This is a genomic window from Oceanobacillus picturae (assembly GCF_000612865.1).
Lineage (GTDB): Bacteria > Bacillota > Bacilli > Bacillales > Amphibacillaceae > Oceanobacillus_B > Oceanobacillus_B jordanicus.
On the sequence record NZ_CCAX010000004.1, the window covers coordinates 85,859 to 99,111 of the forward strand.

The following is a 13,253-nucleotide window of genomic DNA, read 5'->3' on the forward strand; positions in this document are numbered from 1 at the left end:
TGACAAACAAATAAGTGTCATGGAATCATGACACTTGTGTGATGAAATACTATACTTCTTTTACACTTTTGTGAGGGCTTGCCTGTTTTAGACATAGGTCCTTCGCTTTGTTTTACTAGCTATCATCTCTCATTAAGTGGATGGAAAGGCCGCTCTTCCGAAAATGACGCTACGATTTAAATGTACAATAAGCTGGCTTGTTCTTTTATACTGCATATCAAAGGAGCTTTCTGTCGTGGAAGCATAGATGCCGGTCCCATCTAAAAAGGAAATATAAGTCTTATCCCCTTGTTGTTCATAAGAAGCAATTTGATGGTAAGAAATCCACACACAGTCTTTGTTTTTGGAAGAAGCAGTAGGTATCATATACACACCTTCCTGTGGAATAACAGGAATCGGTAGCTTACTCGATGCTCTAAGGATATCTTTCACTGACTTCTTAATTCCCTCATGGCTAGCACCGAATATCAGACAATTATTGTCGATAATTTGCGTTGGATTATGAATAGAATGTCGTTCTCTACCCGTTTCATAGATTAAAGATTTGTAATAGGACGATTCATGGCTAATAATTGCTTTCGTTTTTGGTGTAATAATGTATACGGATGTTATTGTTCCTCCCATCTCTTACCCCTTCCCCTCAAAGTATGTATGTGTCTATTTTACTATGGATTAACATGATTTGGTATTTATTTTTTCTGAAATTTAATTATTTTCATATTAATAAGTAATTATGCAGAAGTATGGGCCACTTCCTTCTTTTTCACGGTAGAATGTTTTTGTATAAGAAAAACGGGAAAAACAAATAATGAGTTTAATATTTGTAAGGAGGACTAATCATGGCAGACAAACAAGAACGCAGAGAAAAAACGGACGACATTACAAATAATCATAAGGATAGTGAACAAGACTCTCAGTTACAATCTGAAGATATGGAATCAGCTCAAGGCAATGAAGAAAAAGAAGAGGACAAGAAGAAAAAGGATAAAGATGCTTAAGTTCTTAATACAGGTAAACTTCTCCATATTATGTATGATATAATAGAGTTAACTTAATTTGGGGGGATTTACGTGGATATTGCAGCACTCTCTATGGCAATGGCTAATCAGCACGTTCGCTCCAATGCTGGTATTGCCGTAATGGATAACTCAATGAAAATGATGGAACAGCAAGGGCAAGGTCTAATGAAAATGCTCCAACAAGAAAGCCCTGTTGCTCCACACCCTTCTCTCGGTAAACAAATTGACCTAAAAGGGTAAGGTAATTAGACGGGTGTTCCATCAGAAAAGCGTGGCTCTCGCTCAGCGAGTATAGTCACGCTTTTTTCGTTCTGTAACAAAAGAAAAGCAGAACCACCTTTTTATGACCAACCTATGGTTTTGTACCGCCACGGCAATCAGCAAAGTGTTCTGCTTATAGATTCTAGATGTAATTGGACGAAAGAAGGTTATTGGCTTCCTGCTCCCATGTTTTCCTCTTCGTCAGTTTTATTCTCGTCTTCTGTATCCATACCCTGATCTTCCTGGTCTGTTCCTGGATCTCCCTCCATACCGGAGCCGTCACCATTCATACCATCTTGATCATTTGTATTACCGTTATCTTCTTCAACTGGATTCTCATTGTTATTATCATCTTCCTGGTTCATTGGAGCCTCTTCATCAGCAGGATCATTTCCATCATCTGTTCCACATGCTGCAACCAAAGAAATGGCTAATAACGGAGCACCTAGCTTTAATAAAAACTTCTTATTCATTTCATTTCCTCCTTTAAAATGTATGCTATCGCGTTTAGCATAACCATTTTAAAAGAAGTGATACATTTACTTTTGGGTTTTTTCCATTCTAATTTAGAAATTTATTTAGTGACATTCTTAATTTGGAGCAACCTAATACCAATGTTGGTTTTTATTTTATTGCAAACGTAATTTCTGCTTCGCAGGCGACTTCGCCAGCAACCTTTGCAATTCCTTTCCCTTTGCCAATTGGTCCTTTTAAACGGGTAATTTCCACATCTAATTCAAGCTGGTCACCAGGTCTTACTTGACGTTTGAATCGGCATTTATCTACACCAGCAAGAAAGCCGATCTTCCCTTTATTTTCTTCCATGCCAAGCATCGCCATTGCGCCAGCTTGTGCAAGTGCTTCAATAATCAACACTCCTGGCATAACAGCATATTCTGGAAAATGACCTTGAAAGAATGGTTCGTTGATACTTACGTTCTTTAATGCTTTAACATGTTTTCCCTCTTCCATTTCTAACACTTTATCCACTAATAAAAATGGATAACGGTGGGGAATCGTCTCTTTTATTTGTTCAATTTCCATGTTAATTCTCCTATCTTTTAATGGGGTTATGTATATAGTATAGCAAAGAAAAGTTTAAAACCGTTCAAAATAAGGTATTAATCAAAGTAAACCAATAAATAATAAGCAACAACACCTGAAAGGAGGACAACCTCATGCTTTGGACCATTTTAATTATTCTACTTATTTTATGGGCTATCGGCTTTGCGTTTGATGTCGCAGGCGGCTTAGTGCATATCCTACTTGTAATTGCCCTGGTTGTTTTAATTTACCGTCTCGTAACAGGGAAAAAAATAACCAAGTAACTGTCAAAAGCTTAGAGAGCCGTTTAAAATTTAATAAATAACTAAAAAAGCATTTCATCCCGGGTAGGATGAGATGCTTTATTCCGTTTTGGTAACAATATCTATAATGTGTCGCCATGTTTCAGTTTTCAAGGCGTCTAAAGGCGTACCATCTCCTATTACGCCATAGCCTACCATCAGACCAGCAACAAGAGCGATCATAGCAAAAAGCAGGACGACAATGATACGCAACCAAATTGGGAAAATGCGCAATCTTGCTCTTTTTTTAGTTTTAGCGCCACTTTTCTCAGCTTTTTGCTTCTTTCTTGATTGTTTGGACTCGTTTGCTTCCACTGTTGTCTCTTTTTTCGCACCCTTTTTAAATGCTTTTCGGGTTTGCTGCTCCATACCTTGTTTCGCCTCTCGTTCGGTTGACATGGTTTGTTTCTCCCTTACTTCCTGATATACACGACTCGCATGTGCTTTCCTAGCATTTTACCATAGGAGAGCATTCCTTAGATAGTGTTATGATCTAAGTTGGTTAATCAATCCAGACATTTGATCCCCCATCGAAATCGTTCGTGAATTAAACTGGTAAGATCGCTGTGTCGAGATTAGATCAGTCATTTGTTTAGAGATATCCACGTTGGAATTTTCTAATGCTCCGCTTTTCACTAGATTTTGGGTGGTAGGATCTTGTACTACTTCATTCATAGCAAAACCCAGATCAGCCAAATTAGGGAGCCTAAACCCATTTTCTCCTGCTGCTTCAAGTAAACGGGGTCGTACAATCTCTACGACATCGATAGAACCAGCATTCTCCACCTGATTTCCACGCCTAACAGTTATTTGCCCAGATTCATCAATCGAGATAGAATCAAATCCTTCTGGAATGACAATACTTCCATTCTCGCCAAGTACTGGATTACCTTCACTATCTGTAAGCATAACCGCTTGATTATTATTTACCGGGTTTAAGTAAAAAGACCCGTCACGGGTATAACGGGTTTCCGGTGTCCCATTCTCTGTCACTTGCACCTGATAAAAATGATTACCTTGTAACAAAGCAACATCAAGCTCTCTACCTGTTTCATTTATACTACCCGTAGTAAAATCCAAATTAATGGAGCCAAGCTTCGCCCCTGAGCCCACACGAATGCCATCTGGAGTAAGACGCCCTTCAGCTCCGGCGGGGTCAGTCATATTGTCAATTTGCTGGAATAATAGGGATGAAAATTCAGCTTGTCGGCTTTTATATCCAGTTGTCTGGCTATTTGCCATATTATTTCCTATTAAATCAAGTTTACTTTGTAACTGATTCATTGTAACTGCTGCTTGGATCATTGTTCTAGACATATGTTCCTCCTTATCCGACCTATGTTAGCCTTCCTATCTCACTAACTGCTTTCCCCATGCTTTCATCATAGGCCCGCAACACACGCTGGTTCGTTTCGAACAGTCGGTAGGATTCCATCATCCGTGTCATTGACTGTAGAGAATCAACGTTTGACTGCTCAAGAAAGCCTTGTTGAATGGAATAGGTAGCATCAGCTGGCACAGCATCTGCATCACCGTTGTATAGGCCATTTCCCTCTTTCGCTAAACCATTGGCATCGTCTGTATAGGAAATCCCAAGTACACTTTCTCCAGCTTCTGTCTGAACAAGGCCATCTTCTGTCACGGTAAATTCCATACCATTTGTCTGAATTGTGTTCCCTGCCTGGTCAAGAACGTAATACCCCTGATTTGTCACAAGGAAGCCTTGTCCATCCACCGTGAAGTTACCATTTCTTGTATAGCGAACATCGCCCTCTGCATTTTGCACGGAAAACAGAAGAGCACCCGCTTCGTCAGGTAAGGTGCCGTTTACAAGGGCCAAGTCTGTCGACACTCCTGTTTCACGTACGTCCCCTTGTATGAAGTTAGGCGCTGCTTCCTGTACATATACTCCAGTGTTCAATGGACCGATTGGGTTTTGAACAGGAAGATTAAAAGAATTGGAGGTGGGGATGGTTTTGCCGCCCATTTGTTGCATCAGCATCTCTGGAAATGCCTTGAGAGAAGTCTGATCAGCTTTATATCCAGGTGTGTTCGCATTTGCAATATTATTCGATAGAGCTTCCTGTGTACGCTGCTGGGCAATCATCCCGCTCGCTGCAGTATAAAATCCTCTTAACAAACTGCTCTCCTCCTTATTTTTATGTTTCATCATTTTTGATAATGGGTATACTTATTTATCGGTTCATTCTACATTGTATTTAATTACTTAAACAACTTTTCTGCGTTCAAGCTTATCAATATTTTCCAGCATGATGCCTGTTCCTTTTGCCACACAATGCATCGGCTCATCTGCTACTAGAACTGGTACTTTCAATTCTTCAGCAAGCAGCTGATCAATACCATGAATCATTGCACCACCGCCAGTTAAAATCACACCTCTGTCAATAATATCAGCAGATAGCTCTGGAGGCGTTTTCTCTAAAACAGATTTTGCGGCTTGTACAATAAGAAAGACAGATTCGCGTAATGCCTCTTCGATTTCAGCTGAATAGACAGTAATGGTTCTTGGCAAACCAGATACCATATCACGTCCACGAATTTCCATTTCTTCATTTCGGGAATCTTTGAAGACGGTCGCAACATTTATTTTAATATCTTCAGCTGTGCGCTCTCCAATGAGAAGCTTATAATGCTTCTTTATGTATTGAAGAATTTCGATATCAAATTTATCCCCAGCCATTTTAATGGATTCAGAGGTAACAATATCTCCCATTGATAAAACAGCTACATCTGTTGTACCACCACCAATATCAACAACCATATTACCGCTTGGTTGGAATATATCCATTCCAGCTCCGATCGCTGCTACTTTTGGCTCTTCTTCTAGGTAAACCTTTTTTCCACCGGATTTTTCTGCTGCTTCTTTAATTGCCTTTTGTTCCACCTTCGTAATATTGGTAGGGCAGCAAATTAGCATCCTTGGCTTTGAAAGGAATCCTTTAACACTAATTTTATTTATGAAATGCTTTAACATTGCTTCTGTTACATCAAAGTCTGCGATTACTCCATCTTTTAATGGACGGATGGCTTCAATGTTTCCTGGTGTACGTCCAACCATGCGCCTTGCTTCCTCGCCAACTTCGAGTACTTTTCCAGTATAGCGGTCCATCGCAACAACTGATGGTTCATCTAATACGATACCTTTTCCTTTTACATGAATTAAAACATTGGCAGTTCCAAGGTCAATTCCAATATCCCTAGAAAACATGAATCAAGATCCTCCTACTTTAAATTACTTCATTTTTTACATATTCCTACTAATATTATATTTTACCACAAAGTTCAACAATTAACTGCATTTTATTAGAAAAAATTGGGGGATTTATGGGATTTTTGTGGAGAAGCGTATTTGTCTTATGGAGCTATTCGTAGACCAAATTTACCAACCTTTTGTTCACGTAAATAGGGAGAAAACAAAACCTGCTTAGGCTTATTTTCTCCTCCAACTTGATATAACCAAAAGCGAAAGAATTGATCCCTATCCTACCGGCTTTGGTTCCGTCTCTTTTACCTGTGGTTCAATCTTGTACTTTTTCCTAGTAGCTTCTCCTCCTCGCAAGTGTCTAATCGCCTTGTGATATTCTAGAATTTCCTTCACCTTTAATGCAAGATCAGGATTAATTTGTGGCAAACGCTCTGTCAAATCTTTATGGACAGTGCTTTTAGAAACACCAAATTCTTTTGCTATCACGCGGACTGTCTTTTTCGTTTCCAATACGTAATTTCCTATCCTGATCGTTCTTTCTTTGATGTAGTCGTGCACACCGTTCGCCTCCCTATGTTGGTTAGTTCCGAGGTGTCTATTGAGACAAGGTGTTCATCTTAAGTGGCTCACATTGGAGTACTTGTATTCTGTTGTTATTTCATCATTATGTATATTGAAGCGAAAGGGCCGTTACACCTTTTACCCAATATTAACTTAATATTCTGTAATTTATTTCTACAAATCGGGGATCATTTGGATAAGTAACGTTAAGCCACACAAGCTCTCACCTCAGAGACATTACTGAATGCTTGGTTTGTAACATTTTATTATTCAATTGATGGGTTTATGATTAAAATTACATCTTTGTAAAAGAGGACGAGCAGTATTTTTTGAAATTTATGCGTTGTGGTATATAAAGGGGTAAAAACCAAAAGGGATAAACTATATATATAAAATAAGGTTCAGCTTTTCTTTTATCAATTTAAGCATAATACTGTTGATCTTCCTACGTGAATCTCTCTCTTTTTATCTACTTTAACCGTTGTTAATCCATATCCCCTAACCCAGGGTCACGTGCAATCATTTCACCAAAACCTGGATTATATATGTCCATATCCCCGAGACCGGGATCGAGCATTAACGAGGCGTGCGTAGATAGAGTACCAGAAACCAAGGAAACCATAACCGTTAAAACTGCCATTAATAGAAAAGACTTAAATTTTTTCATTTTATTGCCTCCTTAAGGGATTTTAGCAGTAAAAGAAAAAGCTGAACCTTTTTAAACAAATAGATAATTACTTGAGATGACTGAAGTGAGGGATGAAAGAATGATGAATGAGGGGGTAATTCTCCCCTCAGGCTTACAATTGCTTTAGCAACGAAAGTGGTAGTCTACTAAAGAAGTAGTCACTCCGTTTTTCAATAAAAAAGTTATAGGATTGAAGAAGTAGGTTTTTATCTTGTTTGGCTTTGCCAAGGTAATATAACTGGAAGGGACTGTCTAAAGGTAGGTCATCTAAAAGCTCGATTGCCCTTTGATTGTTTCCTTTCGCAATTTCGATATGCGCCTGTTCACTGGGGTCTGGCGATGATATATTCTCGACCTGATTAAAATGGGCGGAAAGGAAGGGAATATTACGCTCTTTCACAAGCTTTACTACTTTATCCAACTTGTGCTGTTTGGCAATCTTTACCGCTTCACTAAGGTGGTACATCCCCTGGAAGTACGTATCAAAGGTATAGGATAAACCCAGTTTTATATGCATGCTCGCCATCGTTCTTGGATTTTCTGTTTGGTTCAAAACCCTGAAGGCATATTTACGGGCCATAATGAGTTCGTTTCTTGTAAGATGATAAGTAAGCAGAATTTGATTAAGTCGTATTTTGAAATAAGAAAGCAATAGCTTATCCTCCACAACCGCGAATAATTCAGGTTGTATAGCGAGGAAATTTCCTAATCTACTGAATTGATTTAACTCGTAATATGTTGTTACTTTAAAAAATTCTACCAGGCACTTTAATTCAGGATCTTTCGTTTCGATATGCTTGATTCTTTGGAGTGATTCATGGGGAGTATACTTTTTAAGCCTTCGATCAAGAATGTTTTGATAAACTGCTGCCCACATTCGATTTGTGGAAGTTGAGCATTGGCTATTTTTCTCAATCAGGACTTGTAAGTCTTTATAAAAACCATTCATATAAAGAAACTCCATTCCCTTCTTGAGAATGTCATCCGAATTTGATTGTAAGCACCATTTTCTGGTTAACTCTATTACGGTATCTTCAGGGTGTTCATGGTAAAGTATTTCCATAAGCTCTCTTAGTGATAGGTTATCTTTCTCTTTATCCGAGATAAATATTGAAGGCTTAACCATAGTAGGGAATCTCCTTTCTACTATCCTTTTACCGTTTTACTTAGAAGAAGATCACTATTTTCGCTAATTATCAACAAGATATTCTATTAATGTTTATAATAACACATTTCACTCCCTGTAAATCGACGATCGTTCGACAAAATTCGCAAAGATCGCATAGCATTCTCGTAATAGTATATTTAGGAAACCAAAAAAGATCCTGGACTCTATTAGAAGTCTCAGGATCTTTTCTTAAATTAATTAAGCACTCTCAGATGAGTCGGTTTCATCATTTGTTTCTTCGTTAGATGCGTCATCTTCCTCTTCATCAGCAGGAGCGTCTTCTTCTGTCTTATCTTTTTCATCTGCATTTTCTTCGGAAGCTTCATCTTCGACTGCCTTATCTTCAGATGGTTCTGTTGTTTCATCAGACTCTGTGCTATCTACCGCTTCTTCTGTAGCGCTCTCTAGGCTACTTACGGGCTGATTAAAGAAATCCTCTGGGTTTACATGCTTATCTTCTTTTCTAAGTTCAAAATAGACATGTGTTCCACTAGCTTGTCCAAACAAGTTCTTCCCTGCAGTTCCTAGCTTTTCACCTTGTTTAACTTCTGCGCCTGCCTTTACACTTACCTCTTCAAGACTAGCATAATAAGTTTTAACATCGTTCTCATGTGAAATCACAACTACATTTCCTAAAAGTGGGTCTTCTTTTACTTCATCAATCGTTCCAGTCAGTGCAGCGACAACTTCGAAAGCTTCACCTTCAGCTGTTGCAATATCTACACCTGTGCTTTGATAGTAACGATTGTTGTAAAGAACCAAGGCATTTTCCTGATCCTCTTGTTCTGCGTTGTAGTCATAGAATTTAGTTACGATTTCTGCTTGTCCCTGATCCGCTAATGGCATTTGAATAATCTCTTGCTGTTCTAAAACAGGTTCTGCTTCCTCATCATTTGGTGTCGGAACATAGTTTTCCTGGTCTTCCTGTGCATCAGGGACCTGGTTTTCCGTATTCTGATACCATACAACAACTGAAAGAAGCACGGCAGCAATTGTTAAATAGACTGCTGGAAAAAACCATTTTTTCTTGAAAATACGGCTCCATTTGTTTTTTGAAGCTTTGTTTTCTTCATTCATTGATCATCACCTCAACAACCATTCTGATCAGAAAACGGGATATCTATACATGAAGAGATAAATTTTTTTATGAATTAATGCATTTTATTTAAAAAGACGGGGATAGTAAGAGGTTCATTCATTCTAATGTTAAAGAGTTTTGGGAGCAAAGTTGTCGTTGAATAGAGGTAAACATAGGAGATATTGGTGCGTGCTCAGCTGATACTTTGATACTCACTGGCGATCTTGCAGTGCTCTCGGGTGATGTTGCAGTGCTGTCGGCCGATACTCTTGCTCTCTCTTCCGATATTGCGACGCTCTCGGCTGATACTTCGGCTCTCTCTTCCGATACTGCGGTTCTCTAAGCCGATACTCTGACGCTCACTGGCGATACCGCAACGCACTCTGTCGATCCGCAGATGTAATCACATACTAAAATAAAAACCCTCGTCTATTTCACAACGAGGGCTGGTGCTGTATCTGTTACGGTACTAATTTCAACATCCTTATAATAATGGTTCACAATATCTTTATAGGTTTTCCCTTCCTCAGCCATCCCATTTGCTCCATACTGACTCATACCAATGCCATGGCCATAACCTTTCGTAGTAAAAATAAGGTGATCATCTTTTTGTTCTATCGTAAAGTCGCTCGAACGTAATTCCAACTTCTCTCTAACTTCCCGCCCACTAAATGCATCCCCATTTATCGTCAGCTCCTGCACCCGTTGCCCATCTGTTCTGGTGATCTCAATGGAGAGCGCCTTATCAGAAGGAAGCTTTGTAGCAAGTGCTTGCTCGACTTGGTCGATCGAATAGGTTTGCTGGTCAAGGAATTTAGGTGTGTTTTCATCCCAGTGGCTTTCCACACTGCGTAGATATGGAAGTTCATCCTTCCAATAATCCTCTGAGTTCTCTGTATAGCCGTTACTAGTAGAGAAAAATGCTGGTGTGATCAGTTCCTTTTTATAGGTAAGCACCTCTCCTTTTGTCGCATTCACTGCTTCTTTGATTTTGTTCATTTTTTCCTGGTACTCATCACCGAACTGCTTTTGCAATTCTGCTTCATCCTTATAAACCTGGTGCTGGACGGTGTCTGTTACATCTGCCTCTTCCGTTATATCGCCATGCAACTTATAGTTCACAATGTAAGTTCTTGCTGCGAGGGCTTGTGCTTTTAATGCCTCCATTTCGAATTCGACTGGCATTTCAGATGCCACCACTCCGGCTACATATGTCTCCAAAGGAACGTTATCTACCTTTTCTAAATTCGAACGCATGACAGCTACCGAAAAGGGTGAGGATTCCAACTCAACGGATTCCTCTGCCTTCTTTTCCTGACTTGTTGTTTCATTTCCTGTAGCATCCCCAAACATAACAACAATTACAGTAGGAATGAGCAAAATAAGACAGAATAGACTTGTAAGGAGGATAGCAGTTGGCAGCTTCCATTTCTTTGGTTGCTTCCCCAAGAAGTGATTCTTTTTACTTTTTAATAAGAGGTTAATTTTATTTAACTCTTTCTTGGGAGCTTTCATTGTAATGGATGTTTTCTGCTTCGCATTTATCCGCTCTTGTATGGTTTTCTTCTTTAGTTTGTTGGTTTTTCCTATTTTATAATGTCCCTTTTTCATCACAATCCCCCATTCGCTGTGGTTTATGTTTCATTTCAAATCTAGCAATCCCACTATTAAACGTATACAAAAAGAGAAAGCAATAGAACTGAAGAATGAAAAAAACCTACGCATTTTCTCGTAGGCTTTTCCTTCTTTATCCCGGTGCAACCTTCCGTAAGACTCCCACTTCAAAACATGAAGTAAAACAGTAGTTTTGAGTGGGAGTAAACGGACGTTAACACCCCGATTCTTTCAACTAACACGCAGTGGGGGAAAAAAGAAAACCCCCACTGCGTGAAGTTTCACTTTATAACCGTTCCTTTTCGTACGTTCTTCTTACCGTTGGACGGCTGGTTCCTTTAACGGGGTTTTGTCTTCTACTTCATTATTATATAGATGACAAGCAACGTAATGGTCTTGTTCAACTTCCTGCCACGGAGGTTGAACTTCTGCGCACACTTCCATTGCAAAAGGGCATCTTGTACGGAAAACACAACCACTTGGAGGATCAATTGGACTAGGCAGCTCCCCCTCGAGTATGATTCGCTCCCGGCTTTCCTCAATATCCGGATCAGGAATCGGGATGGCAGAAAGGAGTGCTTTTGTGTATGGATGTAATGGCTCGTCGTATAAAGCCTTACTTGATGTAAGTTCCACAAGATTACCTAAATACATCACACCGATTCTGTCAGAGATCTGTTTTACCATCGAAAGGTCATGCGCAATAAATAGAAAAGTTAACCCTTTCTCTACTTGCAGCTCTTTTAATAAGTTGACAACTTGTGCTTGTACGGATACATCAAGCGCAGAAATTGGTTCGTCAGCAATAATAAACTCTGGTTCTAAGGCAAGTGCTCTTGCTATCCCAATCCGCTGACGCTGTCCACCACTAAACTCATGGGGATACCGATTGGCGTGATCACGGTTTAATCCCACTTCCTCTAGCAATTCATATACCCGCTCCAACTGCTCTCGTTTGGATTTAAATAAACCATGTACTTCCATCGGTTCAGCTATTACCTCTCGGACAGTAGAACGCGGATTTAGAGATGCATATGGATCCTGGAAAATCATCTGCATCTTCCGATAAATTTTGAATTTTTCTTTCTCTGTTAGGCTGTGCACATCTAATCCGTCATAGATAACATCACCTTCTGTTTTATCGTAAAGACCCAGAATAGTACGACCTATGGTAGATTTCCCACAGCCAGACTCGCCTACCAATCCAAAGGTCTCTCCTCGGTTGACATAAAAGGATACGTCATTGACTGCTTTGAGAACCTTCCCTTTTCCTACATCAAAATGCTTTTTTAACTGGTTGACTTCTAGTAGTTTCTCGTTCATAACTTATGTCCCCTCTGTATCGAGCCAATAACGTTTAGCAGCACAAAGCTCTTTTTCATAAATAGTACCAGCCAGATCAATAATTTCGATTCCCTTTCCTGTCTGTGGAGAGTGGAGCATTTTACCATTCCCATAATAAATGCCAACATGATGCAACCGCCCTTTTCCTTCCTCATAGGCAAAGAACAGCAAATCACCTGGTTTTAATTCATTAAATGGCACGTCTACACCAGCTTTAGCTTGATCCCCAGCATCTCTGGCAATCTGGTAACCATTCGCTTTATGGGCAGCATAGGCGAGTCCAGAACAATCATAACCGTATGCACTCATCCCACCCCAAAAGTAATCGAGTCCCGTATAGGCTTCCACTGCTTCCACGATTGCCTTGCCATTCCCCTTTTCTAATCCTTTAGCTGACGGAAAGACAGTAACCTCATCAGATTGTAAGAAGCGATTCCCATGTGGCGTTTTCACTTCAACTCGGGTATCTCCAACCTCTACTACTGGTAGCATTGTAAGATAACTAAGCTCTATCTCCCTTTGACCCGCTTCCGTTTCTAACCAAGCCTTCTTACTGATTACAGCTGTAGTATGCTCAGATTGCCAGTCTTCTTTATCAACTTCTAGTAATTGCGCCCTCGGTACCCAGCCAGGATAACCGCGTTCATCTTTCTTCGAAGGCTGATCGGGAATCACAACATGTGCCCAATCCTCTTTTGTATCTGTTATAATCACTGGCTGTCCATATAGTAATTGGCTTTGCACCCTATTTTCATCGCATAAAGCTAAATTTTGTTCATAGGTTAGTTCATTAATCCATTGCTTTACATCAGCTGGTACTGTTACCCCCAACCTATCGATATCTCGAGCCGAGTCGGGAGAAGTCCATACGGTAGCAACCTGTACTGCCGTTACGTATAATGAATCGGAAAATTGATCAAACGATTGTTTAACCATGATTTTGCTCCT

At 39.7% G+C, this 13,253-nt stretch carries 17 protein-coding genes; 3 read left to right on the top strand and 14 right to left on the bottom strand.

Features of this window, described 5'->3' with window-relative positions:
- Positions 1–132: 132 nt before the first annotated feature.
- Positions 133–624: a competence protein ComK gene (locus BN988_RS17225; protein WP_036578439.1), complete on the bottom strand. Its 492-nt coding sequence runs from the start codon at positions 622–624 to the stop codon at positions 133–135.
- Positions 625–839: 215 nt separating this feature from the next.
- On the opposite strand from BN988_RS17225, the gene BN988_RS19010 reads away from it, so the two are divergent.
- Together BN988_RS19010 and BN988_RS17230 are read left to right on the top strand one after the other, a co-directional pair.
- Positions 840–998 carry a hypothetical protein gene (locus tag BN988_RS19010; protein WP_155988331.1) on the top strand — a complete coding sequence of 53 codons (159 nt, stop codon included), beginning with the start codon at positions 840–842 and terminating at the stop codon, positions 996–998.
- A gap of 72 nt (positions 999–1,070) precedes the next feature.
- A complete protein-coding gene (locus tag BN988_RS17230; protein WP_036578440.1) occupies positions 1,071–1,259 on the top strand; it encodes a YjfB family protein in 189 nt (62 codons plus the stop codon).
- Positions 1,260–1,447: 188 nt separating this feature from the next.
- Here BN988_RS17230 and BN988_RS17235 read toward each other — a convergent pair whose 3' ends face one another.
- Entirely contained in the window at positions 1,448–1,753 is a 306-nt protein-coding gene (locus BN988_RS17235; RefSeq protein WP_036578441.1) for a hypothetical protein, read from the bottom strand.
- Positions 1,754–1,904: 151 nt separating this feature from the next.
- Positions 1,905–2,324 carry a 3-hydroxyacyl-ACP dehydratase FabZ gene (fabZ, locus tag BN988_RS17240; protein ID WP_036578443.1) on the bottom strand — a complete coding sequence of 140 codons (420 nt, stop codon included), beginning with the start codon at positions 2,322–2,324 and terminating at the stop codon, positions 1,905–1,907.
- 134 nt (positions 2,325–2,458) lie between these two features.
- On the opposite strand from fabZ, the gene BN988_RS19015 reads away from it, so the two are divergent.
- Positions 2,459–2,608, top strand: coding sequence for a lmo0937 family membrane protein (locus tag BN988_RS19015; protein ID WP_106898006.1), 150 nt, complete (start codon positions 2,459–2,461; stop codon positions 2,606–2,608).
- 78 nt (positions 2,609–2,686) lie between these two features.
- Here the strand turns inward: BN988_RS19015 and BN988_RS17245 are convergent, their stop codons facing one another.
- From BN988_RS17245 to BN988_RS17295, 11 genes are all read right to left on the bottom strand, one after another.
- Positions 2,687–3,025 carry a DNA-directed RNA polymerase subunit beta gene (locus BN988_RS17245; protein WP_036578444.1) on the bottom strand — a complete coding sequence of 113 codons (339 nt, stop codon included), beginning with the start codon at positions 3,023–3,025 and terminating at the stop codon, positions 2,687–2,689.
- An 87-nt stretch (positions 3,026–3,112) separates the two neighbouring features.
- Positions 3,113–3,943, bottom strand: coding sequence for a flagellar hook-basal body protein (locus BN988_RS17250; RefSeq protein WP_036578446.1), 831 nt, complete (start codon positions 3,941–3,943; stop codon positions 3,113–3,115).
- Positions 3,944–3,962: 19 nt separating this feature from the next.
- Entirely contained in the window at positions 3,963–4,766 is an 804-nt protein-coding gene (locus BN988_RS17255; protein ID WP_036578448.1) for a flagellar hook-basal body protein, read from the bottom strand.
- Between the two features lie 87 nt (positions 4,767–4,853).
- The gene (gene mreB, locus BN988_RS17260; protein ID WP_036578450.1) at positions 4,854–5,855 is read right to left on the bottom strand and encodes a rod shape-determining protein; all 1,002 of its coding nucleotides are present in this window, start codon (positions 5,853–5,855) and stop codon (positions 4,854–4,856) included.
- Between the two features lie 270 nt (positions 5,856–6,125).
- Positions 6,126–6,410, bottom strand: coding sequence for a sporulation transcriptional regulator SpoIIID (gene spoIIID / locus BN988_RS17265; protein ID WP_036578451.1), 285 nt, complete (start codon positions 6,408–6,410; stop codon positions 6,126–6,128).
- Positions 6,411–6,897: 487 nt separating this feature from the next.
- On the bottom strand, positions 6,898–7,080 hold the full coding sequence (locus BN988_RS17270) for a hypothetical protein (RefSeq protein ID WP_036578452.1): 183 nt from the start codon (positions 7,078–7,080) through the stop codon (positions 6,898–6,900).
- A 133-nt stretch (positions 7,081–7,213) separates the two neighbouring features.
- Positions 7,214–8,227, bottom strand: a complete 1,014-nt coding sequence (locus BN988_RS17275; RefSeq protein ID WP_051558096.1) for an AimR family lysis-lysogeny pheromone receptor — start codon at positions 8,225–8,227, stop codon at positions 7,214–7,216.
- Positions 8,228–8,467: 240 nt separating this feature from the next.
- Complete coding sequence (locus tag BN988_RS17280; protein ID WP_036578453.1) at positions 8,468–9,346, bottom strand: M23 family metallopeptidase; 879 nt, start codon at positions 9,344–9,346, stop codon at positions 8,468–8,470.
- Positions 9,347–9,776: 430 nt separating this feature from the next.
- Complete coding sequence (spoIID, locus tag BN988_RS17285) at positions 9,777–10,958, bottom strand: stage II sporulation protein D (RefSeq protein ID WP_051558100.1); 1,182 nt, start codon at positions 10,956–10,958, stop codon at positions 9,777–9,779.
- A 318-nt stretch (positions 10,959–11,276) separates the two neighbouring features.
- A complete protein-coding gene (locus tag BN988_RS17290; RefSeq protein ID WP_036578455.1) occupies positions 11,277–12,284 on the bottom strand; it encodes an ABC transporter ATP-binding protein in 1,008 nt (335 codons plus the stop codon).
- 3 nt (positions 12,285–12,287) lie between these two features.
- Complete coding sequence (locus BN988_RS17295) at positions 12,288–13,241, bottom strand: C40 family peptidase (protein WP_036578457.1); 954 nt, start codon at positions 13,239–13,241, stop codon at positions 12,288–12,290.
- Positions 13,242–13,253 lie beyond the last annotated feature (12 nt).